The sequence below is a fragment of the Burkholderia sp. Ac-20353 genome, assembly GCF_017104785.1.
Taxonomy (GTDB): Bacteria; Pseudomonadota; Gammaproteobacteria; order Burkholderiales; family Burkholderiaceae; genus Burkholderia.
The window spans coordinates 1-15,912 of sequence record NZ_JAAGPL010000195.1 but is presented as its reverse complement, the minus strand read 5'-3'; the positions used below and the strand labels follow the sequence as shown (position 1 = coordinate 15,912).

The following is a 15,912-nucleotide window of genomic DNA, read 5'->3' as shown; positions in this document are numbered from 1 at the left end:
GTGGCCGTGCTCGTGCCGCCGTTCACGTCGGACGGGCGCGATGCCGCGATCGTTCAGTTCCCGGGCGGCTATATCGCCGAGATCCACGCGAGCGCGTCGAAATGAAATCCGAGGACACGATCCTTGCTGCGATCGCCGGCTTTGTCGATACGCTCAGCTTCGTCGCGCTGTTCGGGCTGTTCACCGCGCATGTGACGGGCAACTTCGTGCTGATCGGCGCCGGCATCGCCGGCTTCGGCCAGGGCATCTTCCTGAAACTGGTCGTGTTCCCGGCGTTCGTCGGTGGCGTCGTGTTCAGCAGTGTGCTGGTGCGCTCGCTGTCCGATCGGTACGCCCGCCAGGGCGCGCGCGTGCTGCATGCGGTGCAGGCCGCGCTGATGCTCGGGTTCTGCGTGGCCGGGGTCTGGGCGACGCCGGTCAGCAGCCCCGACGGCCTGCCGGCCGTCGTCGCGGGCATTCTCGGCGCGTTCGCAATGGGCGTGCAGAACGCGCATCCGCGGCTGATCCAGCGTCCGGGTGTACCGAACACCGTGATGACGGGCAACGTCACGCAGGCGATTCTCGACATGGTCGACATCGTGTCCGCGGGCACGGCTGACAGCGTGCGCGCGGCGGCGCGCGCACGATTCGGCAAGATGATGCCGGCCATCGTCGCGTTCGCGATCGGTGCGGTGGCCGGTGCGCTGGGCTTTCGTCAATTCGGCTTCTGGGCGCTGCTCGCGCCGGCATGCGCACTCGCGTGGCTCGCGGCCGTCACCGGCGAGTACGAGCGAGCGGCAACGGCGGGGCGCGCATGATCCGGCGGCGCAGGGAAGGGCGCTGCGCGGGTGTCCGTCGCATTGACGGCGCAGCCACGCACAATCAGAGGTTGGCACAGGCGAGGAAAACCATGGTGTCCACCACAATGCGCAGCCGTCGTTTCGGCACGGCTGCGCGCATGTCGGTTGCCGCTGCGCTCGTGTTCACGGGCGTCGACGTGGCGTGCGCAGATACGACTGCCGCATCGACAGCGGCATCGACTGCTGCATCGACTGCCGTATCGACCGCTGCATCGACTGCCGTATCGACCGCTGCATCAACCGCTGCATCAACCGCCGCATCGACCGCAGCATCACCCACCGCATCGACCGCCGCAGAGAGCGTGCCGGCCGATGCGGCCGCAGGCGGCAGTGCGCCGGCATCCACGTGCAACGCCAAGCGGCCCGTCGTGTTGTTCAATCGCTGGCAGGAAGACTGGTCGGTGCTCGCGAATCCGTGCGTGCCGCGCGCGCCGCTCGACGGTCTCAAGTACCTGCCGCTCGGCGGTGACCCGAAATCCTATCTATCGCTCGGCGTAAACCTGCGCGAACGGGTCGAAAGCAACAACGCGCCGATGTTCGGCATCGGTTCCGCGCAGTCGGACACCTATCTGCTCCAGCGCATCGAGGTTCATGCGGACGCGCATCTCGGCGAGCACTGGCAGTTCTTCGCACAGCTCGCGGATGCGCGTGCGTTCGGCAAGAACACGGTGACACCGGTCGACAAAAACCTGCTCGATCTCGAACAGGCATTTGTGACCTACACCGGCGGGTTCGGCGGCGGCACGTTCAAGCTTCGCGTCGGCCGGCAACAGATGGCGTTCGACCTGCAGCGCTTCATCTCGGTACGCGACGGGCCGAACGTGCGCCAGTCGTACGACGCGGTCTGGATCGACTACGAGTACCAGAAGTGGCGCTTCATCGCGTACGCGACGCAACCGGTGCAGAACCGCAACCAGTCGACGTTCGACGACGTGTCGAACCGCGACCTCACGTTCAGCGGCGTGCGCTTCGAGCGGCAGTCGGTCGGGCCCGGCGACCTGTCCGGCTACTGGTCGCGCTACAACCGCAGCAACGCGCATTTCATCGATGCGAGCGGCCCCGAGCACCGCGACGTGTGGGACCTGCGCTATTCCGGCACGCACGGCCGATTCGATTGGGATATCGAAGCAATGCTGCAGACGGGCACGGTCGGCAACGCCACGATCGGCGCGTGGGCGATCGGTTCGATCGCAGGCTACAAGCTCGACCTGCCGTGGTCGCCGCACGTCGCGCTGCAGGTCGATGCGGCGTCGGGCGACCGGCATCCGCACGACGGCCGGATCGAGACCTTCAATGCGCTGTTTCCGAACGGCTATTACTTCACGCTCGCCGGCTATACGGGCTACGCGAACCTGATCCACGTGAAGCCATCGGTCACGCTCAAGCCGTCCGCGAACCTGTCGCTGCTCGGTGCGCTCGGCTTCCAGTGGCGCGAGACGACCGGCGACGCCGTGTATCAGCAGGCGAACCAGGCCGTGCCGGGTACGGCAGGCAAGGGCGGGCTGTGGACGGGGATGTACGTGCAACTGCGCGCGGACTGGACGATTGCAGCGAACCTGATCGGCTCGATCGAAGCCGTGCACTTCCAGGTTGGCGACGCAATCCGGCAGGCGGGCGGGCACAACGCCGACTATGCCGGCGTCGAGCTCAAGTATGGCTGGTAGGGGCCGGTTCGCCGGAGCGCGACGTGCCGTTCTCGGGATGACGGCGTCGTCGGAAGATCGCGCAGCGTGTGACGTCGAATGAGCACGCGGGTACAGGTGCTGGCGTATTCGGATGACGTGCTGCTCGTGCGCTGGCACGAGCCCGGCGCTGCCGGCCACTGCGAACAGCGCTGGAAGCCGGGGCGTGCAGTGCGCTCCGGGCAGTGCGCGTTGTCCGGCGCGAAGATCGTGTGCGGCGACACCATCTTCAGCCCGGGTGGCCGCGCGCCTGCGCGCGCGCACGCGATGATTCTTGCCGCGGCGCTCGACCGGGCTCGCCGGCCGGCAGCGCGTCCGCACGTCCAGGTCCTCGAGCGTTCGGACACGCTGCTGCTGGTGCGGTGGGTGGAATCCGGACGTGCGCACTATGGCGAACAGACATGGCGGCCGGCGCGCGCGTCGCGTGCGGGCGTCTGCGTGCTGTCGGGCGCGACGATCGCATGCGGCGACGCGATCTTCAGGCCGAGCGGGCGGCCGGCGCCATTGAATGCACGAGCGATGATCCTTGCCGCTGCGCTCGAAGGCGGCTGCATCGCAGCAGCGTGAAACGAAAGCGCGGCGCGCCGTGCCGGTAATCGTGCCGCTAGTTGCAGCAACCCCGGACGGACGCGCCGCGCGATGCGGGCCGGCGTGCTGCGCCGGCCCGTGTGCCGTTACAGGTTCGGCGCCAGTTGCAGCGCGTTCGTCAGGTCGCCCATCGGCTGCGCGCCGTTCGCCTTCAGCGCGTCGTCGCGTTGCTGCAGGCCCGCGAGGCGCGGCAGCGAATAGCGGCGCGTGATGAAGCGCAGGATCGAGCCCGTGTCGTACTGCGTGTGGTCGACGAAGCCCTTCTTCGCGAACGGCGACACGATCAGCGCCGGGATGCGCGTGCCCGGGCCCCAGCGGTCGCCGCTCGGCGGCGCGGCGTGATCCCAGAAGCCGCCGTTCTCGTCGTACGTGACGACCACGACCATGTTCTTCCACTGCGGGCTTGCCTGCAGGTGCGCGATCACGTCGGCGATGTGCTGGTCGCCGGACGTGACGTCCGTGTAGCCCGGGTGCTCGTTCAGGTTGCCCTGCGGCTTGTAGAACGCGACCGCAGGCAGCGTGCCGGCGTCGATCGCCTTGATGAACTCGGCGCCGTTCGCGCCGCCGTCGAGCAGGTGCTGCGCGCGGCTCGGGGTGCCCGGCGCCTGGTTCGCGAAGTAGTTGAACGGCTGGTGGTGCGGCTGGAAGTTCGGCGTCGACAGGTCTGCGCCGTAGATCACGTTCGACGTGCCGCTCTGGCTCGCCTGCAGCGCCTGGCCCCACGCGCCGCCGTACCACGCCCACGACACGCCCGCGTTGGTCAACAGGTCGCCGATGTTGGTCGACGTCTGCGCCGGCATCGTCGACGCGTTGGCCGGATCGGCGAGCAGCGGATCGCCGCCCGTGGCCGCCTTGTTGCCGCTCGGCTGGTACGGCGGCTGCATCGTGTTGACCGCGTAGAAGTCCGGCGTCAGCGCGCCGTCGTTGACGAACTTCGGCGGGCCGCTGAGGGCCGACGCCGGCGAGTTCGCGGCCACCTTCAGCGACTTGCCGTCCGCGTTCAGCACTGCGATCTTGCCCGCTGCCGGGCTCGTGTTCGCGTTCGCGTAGAGCGGCGCGCATGCGCAGATCAGGTACTGGTGATTCAGGAATGAGCCGCCGAACGCGCCCATGAAGAAGTTGTCGGCGAGCACGTACTGCTGCGCGACCTTCCACAGCGGCAGCTTGGTCGGATCCGCCGTGTAGCGGCCCATCGTCAGGCCGCCTGCGTCGGTCCATGCGGCGTACATGTCGTTCTTGCCGCCGTTGATCTGCATCTGGTCCTGGTAGAAGCGGTGCACGATGTCGCGCGTCGCGATGTTCATCGACTGGTTGAACCCCTTCGGGTCGTCGATCGCGAACGGCGCGTTCGGCAGGTTCGCCGTCATCGCCTCGGTGACCGCCGGCGTGATGCCGGTCGCGGTCAGGCCGCCCCAGATCTTCGGCAGCGTCGACATCGTCGAGCCGTCACGATCCTTCTGCACCGAGTTCGCGGCCGTCGCGTTCTGCATGCCGTTCGCACCCGGGAAATTGCCGTACAGGTTGTCGAAGCTGCGGTTTTCCGCGTAGATCACGACCACGTTCTTGACGGCCGACAGGCCTTGCTGCGTGACGTCGTCGCCGCCGCAGGCCGTCAGGCTGAGGGCCGCCGCGAGGGCGATCGGCGTGTAGCGAATCCAGGCGTGCTTCTTCATGCGTCGTTCTCTCTCTTTGTTGTCGCGTGTGGGAACCGGATGGTGGGGCCGCCGGCGCGGCCGGTGCGAATCGTGACCGAGAATCGCGACCGATGTGTGCCGGAAAGCTGCGCGCATTATCTGGAACCGTTTTGACAGCGGAATGTAGGGACGCTTTCAATTGACTGTCGGTTGATCGTCACGCAATGGTCATGGAACTGACATAAGCTCCGGCCGATTTCCCACCGCTACAAGAAGAACGACGATGCTCTGCAACCCGACATCCTTCGCGTCCGCGCGATCGTTGATCCATGCCGCGGCGACGCTGGTGCTGTCCGCCGGGCTCGCGGCGCTCGCGGGCTGCGATGCGCAGCCAGGCGCGAGCGCGCAGGTCGTGCCGACCGCGCAGGCCACGCCCGCCGCGCCCGCGGTAGCGGCAGCCAGCCAGCCGCAGACGCGCGCGCAGGTGTTCGAGGGCGTGAAGCAGATGACGGCGCTCGGCAAGCAACTGTTCTTCGATCCGTCGCTGTCGGGGTCCGGCAAGCTCGCGTGCGCGTCGTGCCACAGCCCCGAACACGCGTTCGGACCGCCGAATGCGCTGGCCGTGCAGCTCGGCGGCGACGACATGCATCACCCGGGGTTCCGTGCGGTGCCGTCGCTGAAGTACCTGCGCGGCATTCCGCCGTTCAGCGAGCATTTCCACGATTCGCCCGACGAGGGCGACGAGAGCATCGACGCGGGGCCGACGGGCGGCCTCACGTGGGACGGCCGCGTCGACACGCGCGACGCACAGGCGCGCATTCCGCTGACGTCGCCGTTCGAGATGAGCAGCTCGCCGGCGCGGGTCGCGAAGGCCGTCCGCGCGGCGCCGTATGCGGATGCGTTCCGCAACGCGTTCGGCGACAAGGTGCTCGCCAGCGACCAGGCGACCTTCGACGCGGTGCTGCGTGCGCTCGACGCGTTCCAGCAGCAGCCGGCGCTGTTCGATCCGTACACGAGCAAGTACGACGCGTACCTGGCCGGCCACGCGCAACTCACGCCCGCCGAGCTGCGCGGGCTGAAGCTGTTCAACGACGAGCAGAAGGGCAACTGCGCGAGCTGCCACGTGAGCCAGCGCACGCTCGAAGGCGGCCCGCCGCAGTTCAGCGATTTCGGGCTGATCGCGGTCGGCGTGCCGCGCAACCGCGCGCTGCCCGTGAACCGCGACCCGCGCTTCCACGATCTCGGCGCGTGCGGCCCGGAGCGCACCGACCTGAAGGGCCGTGACGAATTCTGCGGCCTGTTCCGCACGCCGTCGCTGCGCAACGTCGCGACGCGCAAGACGTTCTTCCACAACGGCGTCTACCACACGCTCGAGGACGTGATGCGTTTCTACGTCGAGCGCGACATCCATCCGGAGAAGTTCTATCCGGTCGTGCATGGCAAGGTGCAGAAGTTCGACGACCTGCCGCAGCGCTACTGGACCAACATCAACCGGGAGCCGCCGTTCGACCGCAAGCCGGGCGACAAGCCGGCGCTCGACGAGGCCGAGATCAAGGACGTGATCGCGTTCCTGAACACGCTGACCGACGGCTATCAGGCGACGTCGACGCAGGCGAAGCGCTAGGTGACCAGGCCTCTCGGACGCGCCTGCCGCGGCTCGCATGCTATCCTCGCGGGCTGACGGGCGTGGCGCTTTCGTGGTTCGCGCCACGCCATTCGATCGATCAGTCAAGGAGAACAACATGTCGATGCGTGCATCCCTTTCCGTCATCGCGCGTGTGCTGGCCGGCGCCGCGTGTGTCGCCGCCATGCTGCCCGCGCAGGCGCAGAACAACCTGAACTTCCTGAACGACACGCCGCTCAGCTACTTCAACAAGGCCGACCTCGCGTCGCTGACGAAGGCCGTGCAGAAGGTCCGTGACGAAGGCAAGGACGGCGAGACCGAGACGTGGCAGAACAGCGGCGGCCGCGCGCAGATCGACGCGAAGCTCACGCCTGCGACGACCGAGAAGGACGGCAAGACCTGCCGCGAGATCACGACCGAGATCGACGCGAAGGGCCAGACGATTACGCTCAAGCCCGTCTACTGCAAGACCGCAGCGGGCAAGTGGCAACTGCAGAAGCGCTGAGCAACGCGCGAACGGGTGAATGTGCGCACGGGTGTCAGGCGGCGATGAGGCTGCACCGATGAGGCCGCACCGTACGCCGCGCACGGTGTCGTGCGGCGTCGTGATGCTCGACGGGGCCGGGCGCGTGTTCCTCGCGCATGCGACGGACACGACGCACTGGGACATCCCGAAGGGGCAGGGCGAGCCCGGCGAGTCGCCGCTGCAGGCGGCGCTGCGCGAGCTGCTGGAGGAAACCGGCATCGCGCTCGCGCCCGCGCGGCTGGTCGATCTCGGCCGCTTCGCGTACCGGCACGACAAGAATCTGCATCTGTTCGCAGTGCGTATCGCCGACGACGAAGTGGATCCCGCGCGTTGCATCTGCACGTCGCTGTTTCCGAGCCGCAGGGACGGCTCGATGATTCCCGAGATGGACGCATACCGCTGGACCGCGCCCGGCGACGTCGACGCGTATGCAAGCCGCAGTCTCGCGCGGCTGTTCCGCACGAAGCTGCAGCTCGCGGATCTGCACCGGCGCCTGTCGGATGCTTGATCGGCTTGACCGCCACGGCACGCAATAAAAAACCGGCTCGAAAGCCGGTTTTTTTATCGGTCGCACTGCGCGGCGGCGTGCCGCGCAGCGTGGGCCCGGTGCGCGGTCAGGCCGGCTTGCCCCAGCTGTCGCGCAGCCCGACGATCCGGTTGAACACGGGCTTGCCGGGCTTCGAATCGACGCGATCCGTGACGAAGTAGCCGTGCCGCTCGAACTGCAGGTGCGTTTCCGGCGCGACGTCGCCGGCGCCCGGCTCGACGTACGCGTGGACGATCTTCTTCGAATCGGGGTTCAGCGCGTCGAGGAAGTTCGCGCCGCCCGCGTCCGGATGCGGCTCCTTGAACAGGCGATCGTAGATCCGCACTTCGGCCGGCTGCGCATGCTTCGCACTGACCCAGTGGATGTTGCCCTTCACCTTGTACGTGTTCGCGCCTTCGGTGCCCGACTTGCTGTCCGGGAAGTAGTTGCAGTGCACGGCCGTCACGTTGCCGTCCGCATCCTTGTCGAAGCCCGTGCATTCGATCACGTAGCCGTAGCGCAACCGCACCTTGTTGCCGGGGAACAGGCGGAAATAGCCCTTCGGCGGATTCTCGACGAAGTCCTCGCGCTCGATCCACAGCTCGCGCGAGATAGGGAACGTGCGCAGGCCGCGCTCCGGATGGTGCGGATGCACGGGCGCCGTGCACGCCTCTTCCAGATCTTCCGGATAGTTGTCGATCACGAGCTTCAACGGATCGAGCACCGCGACCGTACGCGCGGCCTTGTCGTCGAGGTCGTCGCGCAGCGCGCCTTCGAACACGCTCATGTCGATCCACGAATCGACCTTCGTCACGCCGATCCGCTCGCAGAACAGCTGGATGCTCTCCGGCGTGAAGCCGCGGCGGCGCACGCCGACGATGGTCGGCATCCGCGGGTCGTCCCAGCCGTCGACGTGGCCTTCGGTCACGAGCTGCAGCAGCTTGCGCTTGCTGGTGATCGCGTACGTGAGGTTCAGCCGCGAGAATTCGATCTGTTGCGGCAGCGGGCGCGTGAACTCGCCGGCGTCGGCCAGCTCGTTGAGCACCCAGTCGTACAGCGGACGGTGATCCTCGAACTCGAGCGTGCACAGCGAGTGCGTGATGCCTTCGAGCGCATCCGAGATGCAGTGCGTGTAGTCGTACATCGGATACACGCACCAGGCGTCGCCGGTGCGGTAGTGGTGCGCATAGCGGATCCGGTAGATGACCGGGTCGCGCATGTTCATGTTCGGCGAAGCCATGTCGATCTTCGCGCGCAGCACGTGCTCGCCTTCCTTGAACTCGCCGGCCTTCATCCGGCGGAACAGGTCGAGGTTCTCTTCCGGCGTGCGGTCGCGATACGGCGACGGCTTGCCGCCTTCCGTCAGCGAGCCGCGGTTCGCGCGCATCTCTTCCGCGCTCTGGCTGTCGACGTACGCCTTGCCGCGCTGGATCAGCAGCTCGGCGAACTGGTAGAGCTTGTCGTAGTAGTCGCTCGCGAAATACTGATGGTCGACCGCGTCCTTGCGCCAGTCGAAGCCGAGCCAGCGCACCGCGTCGACGATCGAGTCGACGTATTCGATGCTTTCCTTTTCCGGGTTCGTGTCGTCGAAGCGCAGGTGGCACACGCCGCCGTACGCGCGCGCGACGCCGAAGTTCAGACAGATGCTCTTCGCGTGGCCGATGTGCAGATAGCCGTTCGGCTCGGGCGGGAAGCGCGTCTCGACGCGGCTACCCCATTTGCCGGTGCGGTTGTCGTCGTCGATGATGTTGCGGATGAAATTGGAAGCCGCGGGGGCGTCGTTGCGTTCGGTGCTCATGCGGATGGAGTCAGGTTTGGAGCGGCGCGTGCTGCGCCGGTTTAATCCTGCAATTCTACCTGACCGGGGTCCGGCCCGCGCGGCTCGCGCCGCGTGTCGCGTGCGAAGCCGCGCAGCGCACGCAATATCTCGACATTGTGTCTGCTGTAACACGACGTAAATCGGATTGCCCGGGCCGTTCGGCGCTTTCTATGATGGGTCACTCGTTTCAATGCGGCCGTGCGCGATCCGTGCGGCCGGAGGACCTCAAGAACCATGAAGAAGACCACCTTTCTCATTCGCACCGCGGTAATCGTCGCGGCCCTGTCCCAGCTCGGCGCATGCGCGATGACGCATACGCAGCGTAACGCCGGCATCGGCGCGGCCGCGGGCGGCGCGCTCGGCTACCTGATCACGGGCGGCCCGGTCGGCACGGTCGCGGGCGCCGCGGCGGGCGGCCTCGTCGGCGCCGGCGTGCGCTGACGTGAGCTGAAGTGCGCTGACAGATGGCGGCGGGGCTCCGCCGCCGTCGCACATCCTTCTGATGATTCGCGTTTGGACAGGCAGCATCAGGGAGGAACGGATGTGCGACATACCGTCGACCGATCACAACAACGCAACGACCGTCGACGGACCCCGCCAGAACCTGCCACCTGCCGCTTACACCGTGGATGCCGGGCGTGAACCACGCGATCCACGCCGTCCGCCATCCACGCCGTCCTGCGGCCGCGCGCCGTCAGATCGCCTGCTTTGCCTTCAGCGCCGCGAGCTGCGCGTCGTCGTAGCCGAGCAGTTCGCGCAGCACGTCGTCGGTCTGCGCGCCGAGCAGCGGCGGGGCCGAGCGGGCCTCGGGCGGCGTCGCGCTCATCCGGATCGGATTGCGCACGAGCTTCACGTTCGCGCCGCACGGGTGCGGCAGCTCGACCTGCATCCCGCGTGCGACGACCTGCTCGTTGTCGAACACCTCGTCCAGGTCGTTGATCGGCCCGCACGGCACGCCGGCCGCTTCCAGCGCGCCGAGCCACGCGTCCTTGCCGCGCGTCTTCACCATTTCCGCGAGGATCGGCACCAGCGTGTCGCGCTGGCGCACACGCGCGGGATTGGTCGCGAAGCGTTCGTCGTCGGCGAGTTCGGGGCGGCCGCCGGCCTCGACGAACTTGCGGAACTGCCCGTCGTTGCCGACCGCGACGATGATCCAGCCGTCGCTCGTCTGGAACGTCTGGTACGGGACGATGTTCGGATGCGCGTTGCCCCAGCGCACGGGCGGCTGGCCGCTCGCGAGGAAGTTGGTGTTCATGTTCGCGAGCAGCGCGACCTGCACGTCGAGCAGCGCCATGTCGACGTGCTGGCCTTCGCCCGTGCGGTCGCGGTGCGCGAGCGCCGCGAGCACGGCGATCGTCGAGTAGAGGCCCGTCGCGAGGTCGGCGATCGCGACGCCGGCCTTCTGCGGGCCGCCGCCCGGCTGGCCGTCGCGCTCGCCGGTGATGCTCATGAAGCCGCCGATACCCTGGATGATGAAGTCGTAGCCCGCGCGGTGCGCATACGGGCCGGTCTGGCCGAAGCCCGTGACCGAGCAGTAGACGAGGTCGGGCTTCACCGCGCGCAGCGATTCGTAGTCGAGCCCGTATTTTTTCAGCTGGCCGACCTTGTAGTTCTCGAGCACGACGTCGCTCTGCGCGGCGAGCTCGCGGACGATCCGCTGGCCTTCGGGCGTCGCGATGTCGACCGTGACCGAGCGCTTGTTGCGGTTCGCGGCGAGGTAGTAGGCGGCCTCGGCGGTGTCCGCGCCGTGCGCGTCCTTCAGGTACGGCGGCCCCCAGTGGCGCGTGTCGTCGCCGGCCCCCGGGCGTTCGACCTTGATCACGTCGGCGCCGAAGTCGGCTAGCGTCTGCGAGCACCACGGGCCCGCGAGCACGCGGGTCAGATCCAGTACGCGGATATGGCTGAGGGCTCCCATCGTCGATTCGTCTCCTTTCATGGTTTGGCCTTGCCGCGCAAGGCGAATTGGCATGCCGAGCATCTTAAGGCGAATCGTGCGCGCGAGTGGCCCAGCCGGGCCGGCCAAATGACCGAGCCGCCTGGGTCGGGCGGCCGCCCGGGCACGCTGGTCGCGGGTGCCGATCTATCCCGTATAATCGATTGTTTCCGACAATTGCCGCCGTGCGCCCGGAAGGGCCGCCGGCGTTTGAAGCCGTCTTAGCCAGACTGTCAAAGCACGCCATGAAAGCTGCCGAAATCCGAGAGAAATTCCTCAAGTTCTTCGAATCGAAGGGCCACACGATCGTCCGTTCGTCGAGCCTCGTGCCCGGTAACGACCCCACGCTGATGTTCACGAACTCGGGCATGGTCCAGTTCAAGGACGTGTTCCTCGGCACGGACCAGCGCCCGTATTCGCGTGCCACGACGGCGCAGCGCAGCGTGCGCGCGGGCGGCAAGCACAACGACCTCGAGAACGTCGGCTACACGGCGCGCCACCACACGTTCTTCGAGATGCTCGGCAACTTCTCGTTCGGCGACTACTTCAAGCACGACGCGATCAAGTTCGCGTGGGAGCTGCTGACCACGGTCTACCAGCTGCCGAAGGAAAAGCTGTGGGTCACGGTCTACCAGGAAGACGACGAGGCGTACGACATCTGGGCGAAGGAAGTCGGCGTGCCGACCGAGCGGATCATCCGGATCGGCGACAACAAGGGCGCGCGCTACGCGTCGGACAACTTCTGGACGATGGGCGATACGGGCCCGTGCGGCCCGTGCACCGAGATCTTCTACGATCACGGCCCGGACGTGTGGGGCGGCCCGCCGGGGTCTCCTGAAGAAGACGGCGACCGCTACATCGAGATCTGGAACCTCGTGTTCATGCAGTTCAACCGTGACGCGCAGGGCAACATGACGCGCCTGCCGAAGCAGTCGGTCGATACCGGCATGGGCCTCGAGCGTCTCGCCGCGGTGCTGCAGCACGTGCACAGCAACTACGAGATCGACCTGTTCCAGAACCTGATCAAGGCCGCCGCGCGCGTCACTGAAATCAGCGACCTCACCAACAACTCGCTGAAGGTGATCGCCGATCACATCCGCGCGTGCTCGTTCCTGATCGTCGACGGCGTGATCCCCGGCAACGAAGGCCGCGGCTACGTGCTGCGCCGGATCGTGCGCCGCGCGATCCGCCACGGCTACAAGCTCGGCCGCAAGGGTTCGTTCTTCCACAAGCTGGTGGCCGACCTCGTCGCCGAGATGGGCGTCGCGTATCCGGAACTGAAGGAAGCGGAGCAGCGCGTGACCGACGTGCTGCGCCAGGAAGAAGAGCGCTTCTTCGAGACGATCGAGCACGGGATGTCGATCCTCGAAGGTGCGCTGGCCGAAGTCGAGGCGAAGGGTGGCAAGGTGCTCGACGGCGAACTCGCGTTCAAGCTGCACGACACCTACGGCTTCCCGCTGGACCTCACGGCCGACGTGTGCCGCGAGCGCGGGATGACGGTCGACGAGCCGGCGTTCGACGACGCGATGGCACGCCAGCGCGAGCAGGCCCGTGCGGCCGGCAAGTTCAAGGCCACGCAGGGCCTCGAATACACGGGCGCGAAGACGACCTTCCACGGTTACGAAGAGATTGCGTTCGACGACGCGAAGGTCGTCGCGCTGTACGTCGACGGTTCGTCGGTGAACGAAGTGAAGACCGGCCAGGATGCGGTCGTCGTGCTCGACCACACGCCGTTCTACGCGGAATCGGGCGGCCAGGTCGGCGACCAGGGCGTGCTCGCGAATGCGTCGACGCGCTTCGCGGTGGCTGACACGCTGAAGGTGCAGGCCGACGTGATCGGCCATCACGGCGCGCTCGAGCAGGGCACGCTGAAGGTCGGCGACGTGCTGCGTGCCGAGATCGACGCGCATCGCCGCGCGCGCACCCAGCGCAACCACTCGGCAACCCACCTGATGCACAAGGCGCTGCGCGAAGTGCTCGGCTCGCACGTGCAGCAGAAGGGCTCGCTCGTCGACGCGGACAAGACCCGCTTCGACTTCGCACACAACGCGCCGCTGACCGACGACGAAATCCGTCGTGTCGAGCAGATCGTCAACGATGAAATCCTCGCGAACGCGCCGGGCATCGTGCGCGTGTTGCCGTACGACGAAGCGGTGAAGGGCGGCGCGATGGCGCTGTTCGGCGAGAAGTACGGCGACGAAGTGCGCGTGCTCGACCTCGGCTTCTCGCGCGAACTGTGCGGCGGCACGCACGTGAGCCGCACGGGTGACATCGGCTTCTTCAAGATCGTCGTCGAAGGTGGCGTCGCGGCCGGCATCCGCCGCGTCGAGGCGATCACCGGCGACAACGCGGTGCGCTTCGTGCAGGACCTCGACGCGCGCGTGAACGAAGCGGCGGCCGCGCTGAAGGCGCAACCGTCGGAACTGACGCAGCGCATCGCGCAGGTGCAGGACCAGGTGAAGTCGCTCGAGAAGGAACTGGGCGCGCTGAAGTCGAAGCTCGCATCGAGCCAGGGCGACGAGCTCGCGCAGCAGGCGGTCGAAATCGCCGGCGTGCACGTGCTGGCCGCGACGCTCGACGGCGCCGATGCGAAGACGCTGCGCGAGACGGTCGACAAGCTGAAGGACAAGCTGAAGAGCGCGGCGATCGTGCTGGCAGCGGTCGAAGGCGGCAAGGTCAGCCTGATCGCAGGTGTTACGGCGGACGCGAGCAAGAAGGTCAAGGCCGGCGAGCTCGTGAACTTCGTCGCGCAGCAGGTCGGCGGCAAGGGCGGCGGTCGTCCGGACATGGCGCAGGCAGGCGGCACCGAGCCGGCGAACCTGCCGGCGGCACTCGCGGGCGTCAAGGGCTGGGTCGAAGAGCGGCTCTGATCGGAGCGGATTGCGCGGCGCCCGCGGACGCGGCGCGCAGTCCGGCACCGCGCGATTCTTCTGATGGAATCGCATGAAACGACCCGATCGGCAAAGACCGGTCGGGTCGTTTTGCGTTCACAGCGTGTCGGAGAAGGTGAGAAGGCGGGCAAGCGCGGACGACGCGATGCATGCGACCGCGCAACGGGCCGCGTCAGGCCGGCAGCGCCACACGCGAATTCGCCGCATCGCCCGGCTGTCTTGCCGCGTCGCCGAGCGCCTCGCGCAGCGCGGCGAGCGCCGCCGACGCATACCCGTGCCGCCACGCGAGCAGCGTGTCGATCCCGTCGAACTCCGCAATCGCGTGCATCGCAACGTTGCCGGTTTCCGGCTGCAGGTCGAGCACCGAGCGCGGCGCGACCGCGACGCCGGCGCCGGCCGCCACGCACGCGACGATCGCGTGGTACGAGCCGAGTTCGAGCACGCGCGCCGGTTTCATCCCGTGCGCCGCATACCATTGTTCGACGTACTTGCGGTACGTGCAGCCGCGCTCGAACGCGATCAGCGTCGGCAGGATCACGTCGCGCGGCGTGCGCACCGGCGGATGCCCGCGCGGCGTCAGCAGCACCAGGTCCTCGCGGAACACGGGCACCGTGTCGAGCGTGTCGGGCAGCGTCTCCGATGCGGGCGGGCGCGCGAACAGCGCGGCGTCGATCTCGAATTCGCGCACCTTGTCGATCAGCCAGGCCGTCGTGCCCGTCACGAGTTCGAGCGACACGTCGGGCCACGCGTGGTGATAGCGGGCGAGCACGGTCGGCAGGCGGCTCGCGGCCGTGCTTTCCATCGTGCCGAGCCGCAGCCGCCCGCGCGGCGTGTCCTCGCGCACCGCGTCGCGCGCCTCGTCGGCGAGCGCGAGCAGGCGCTCAGCATATGGCAGCAGCGTGTGCCCGGCCGGCGTCAGCACGAGCCGCCGGCCGTCGCGCACGAACAGCGCCGCGCCGAGTTCCTCCTCGAGCTGCTTGATGCGGGTCGTCACGTTCGATTGCACGCGATTGAGCTTCGCCGCCGCGCGCGTGACACCGTTCTCGCGCACGACGGCCCGGAAAATCGCCAGCGCCGCCAGATCCATGATTCTCTCCGAGCGATGAATGGATTCTCAATTATTCATTTTTCGAGAATGTTTGGTCAAGCTACGATCGAAGCATTCCGACTTCCGTTCCGGCCGGGCATGCCCGCGCCGGTCAGCACCGCGCCCATGTCACGCTCCGATTCCCCGCCTGCCGCCGCTTCCGCGCTTGTGCTCCATGACGCCGACCGGCGCGCCCGTACCGCCGCGTTCGCGTGCATGATCGGGCTCGCGGTCGCACTGGGCGTCGGCCGCTTTGCGTTTACGCCGCTGCTGCCGCTGATGCTCGGCGACGGCTCGATCGGCCTGAAGGCCGGCGGCTGGCTCGCATCCGCGAATTACGCGGGCTATTTCGCGGGCGCGCTCAGTTGCGCGGCGCTGCGGGTCGCGCCGGCGACGATGGTCCGCATCGGGCTCGCGGCAACCGTGCTGCTGACCGCCGCGATGGGCGTCGGCCACCTGCTGCCCGTGTGGCTCGCGGTGCGGTTCGTCGCGGGCGCGGTCAGCGCATGGACGTTCGTGTTCGCGTCGCAATGGGGCTTGCGGCGGCTTGCGGAACTGCACGCGCCGGAGTGGGGCGGCGTGATCTTTGCGGGGCCCGGCGTCGGCATCGTGTTGACGGGGCTGATCGGCAGCGCGCTGGCCGGCCATCGGGCGGCGGCGGGCTGGCTCGGCTTCGCGGCGCTGGCAGCCGTGCTGTCGGCCGCGATCTGGCGCGTTTTCGGCAGCGCTGCGCCGGCTGGTTCACCGTACGCGCCGGCCGGTG

At 67.8% G+C, this 15,912-nt stretch carries 13 protein-coding genes and 2 pseudogenes; 11 read left to right on the top strand and 4 right to left on the bottom strand.

All coding sequences use genetic code 11. The features are described from left to right. The 5 genes and pseudogenes from G3N94_RS42730 to G3N94_RS42720 form a co-directional block, all read left to right on the top strand. A pseudogene (locus G3N94_RS42730) lies at nucleotides 1–105 on the top strand (glyoxalase); the annotation flags it as partial. Then, nucleotides 102–797, top strand: coding sequence for a YoaK family protein (locus tag G3N94_RS33555; RefSeq protein WP_205798027.1), 696 nt, complete (start codon nucleotides 102–104; stop codon nucleotides 795–797). The pseudogene G3N94_RS42730 and the gene G3N94_RS33555, both read left to right, overlap by 4 nt. A 92-nt stretch (nucleotides 798–889) precedes the next feature. Then, nucleotides 890–2,503 (top strand): alginate export family protein, encoded by a 1,614-nt coding sequence (locus tag G3N94_RS33550; RefSeq protein WP_205798025.1) that lies wholly within the window; start codon nucleotides 890–892, stop codon nucleotides 2,501–2,503. Between the two features lie 78 nt (nucleotides 2,504–2,581). Next, nucleotides 2,582–2,800 (top strand): annotated as a pseudogene (locus G3N94_RS42725) (DUF3331 domain-containing protein); the annotation flags it as partial. Beyond that, a complete protein-coding gene (locus G3N94_RS42720; RefSeq protein WP_241022216.1) occupies nucleotides 2,789–3,088 on the top strand; it encodes a DUF3331 domain-containing protein in 300 nt (99 codons plus the stop codon). The pseudogene G3N94_RS42725 and the gene G3N94_RS42720, both read left to right, overlap by 12 nt. A gap of 107 nt (nucleotides 3,089–3,195) precedes the next feature. Here the strand turns inward: G3N94_RS42720 and G3N94_RS33540 are convergent, their stop codons facing one another. After that, nucleotides 3,196–4,782: an acid phosphatase gene (locus G3N94_RS33540; protein ID WP_205798021.1), complete on the bottom strand. Its 1,587-nt coding sequence runs from the start codon at nucleotides 4,780–4,782 to the stop codon at nucleotides 3,196–3,198. 244 nt (nucleotides 4,783–5,026) lie between these two features. On the opposite strand from G3N94_RS33540, the gene G3N94_RS33535 reads away from it, so the two are divergent. From G3N94_RS33535 to G3N94_RS33525, 3 genes are all read left to right on the top strand, one after another. After that, complete coding sequence (locus G3N94_RS33535; protein WP_205798019.1) at nucleotides 5,027–6,367, top strand: cytochrome c peroxidase; 1,341 nt, start codon at nucleotides 5,027–5,029, stop codon at nucleotides 6,365–6,367. 118 nt (nucleotides 6,368–6,485) lie between these two features. Then, complete coding sequence (locus tag G3N94_RS33530; RefSeq protein ID WP_205798017.1) at nucleotides 6,486–6,872, top strand: hypothetical protein; 387 nt, start codon at nucleotides 6,486–6,488, stop codon at nucleotides 6,870–6,872. 58 nt (nucleotides 6,873–6,930) lie between these two features. Further along, a complete protein-coding gene (locus G3N94_RS33525; protein ID WP_205798015.1) occupies nucleotides 6,931–7,401 on the top strand; it encodes an NUDIX hydrolase in 471 nt (156 codons plus the stop codon). 106 nt (nucleotides 7,402–7,507) lie between these two features. On the opposite strand, the gene G3N94_RS33520 is transcribed toward G3N94_RS33525, so the two are convergent. Beyond that, on the bottom strand, nucleotides 7,508–9,217 hold the full coding sequence (locus G3N94_RS33520) for a glutamine--tRNA ligase/YqeY domain fusion protein (RefSeq protein ID WP_205798013.1): 1,710 nt from the start codon (nucleotides 9,215–9,217) through the stop codon (nucleotides 7,508–7,510). Between the two features lie 255 nt (nucleotides 9,218–9,472). Here G3N94_RS33520 and G3N94_RS33515 point away from each other — a divergent pair, with 255 nt between their 5' ends. Beyond that, nucleotides 9,473–9,679 (top strand): ornithine acetyltransferase, encoded by a 207-nt coding sequence (locus tag G3N94_RS33515; RefSeq protein WP_205798011.1) that lies wholly within the window; start codon nucleotides 9,473–9,475, stop codon nucleotides 9,677–9,679. A gap of 253 nt (nucleotides 9,680–9,932) precedes the next feature. Here the strand turns inward: G3N94_RS33515 and G3N94_RS33510 are convergent, their stop codons facing one another. Next, nucleotides 9,933–11,153, bottom strand: a complete 1,221-nt coding sequence (locus tag G3N94_RS33510; RefSeq protein ID WP_205798029.1) for a CaiB/BaiF CoA-transferase family protein — start codon at nucleotides 11,151–11,153, stop codon at nucleotides 9,933–9,935. 263 nt (nucleotides 11,154–11,416) lie between these two features. On the opposite strand from G3N94_RS33510, the gene alaS reads away from it, so the two are divergent. Then, a complete protein-coding gene (gene alaS / locus G3N94_RS33505) occupies nucleotides 11,417–14,041 on the top strand; it encodes an alanine--tRNA ligase (protein ID WP_205798009.1) in 2,625 nt (874 codons plus the stop codon). A gap of 193 nt (nucleotides 14,042–14,234) precedes the next feature. On the opposite strand, the gene G3N94_RS33500 is transcribed toward alaS, so the two are convergent. Continuing rightward, nucleotides 14,235–15,149 (bottom strand): LysR family transcriptional regulator, encoded by a 915-nt coding sequence (locus G3N94_RS33500; protein WP_205798007.1) that lies wholly within the window; start codon nucleotides 15,147–15,149, stop codon nucleotides 14,235–14,237. Nucleotides 15,150–15,275: 126 nt separating this feature from the next. Here G3N94_RS33500 and G3N94_RS33495 point away from each other — a divergent pair. Then, the coding region (locus G3N94_RS33495; protein ID WP_205798005.1) for a YbfB/YjiJ family MFS transporter at nucleotides 15,276–15,912 on the top strand (637 nt) is incomplete at its 3' end.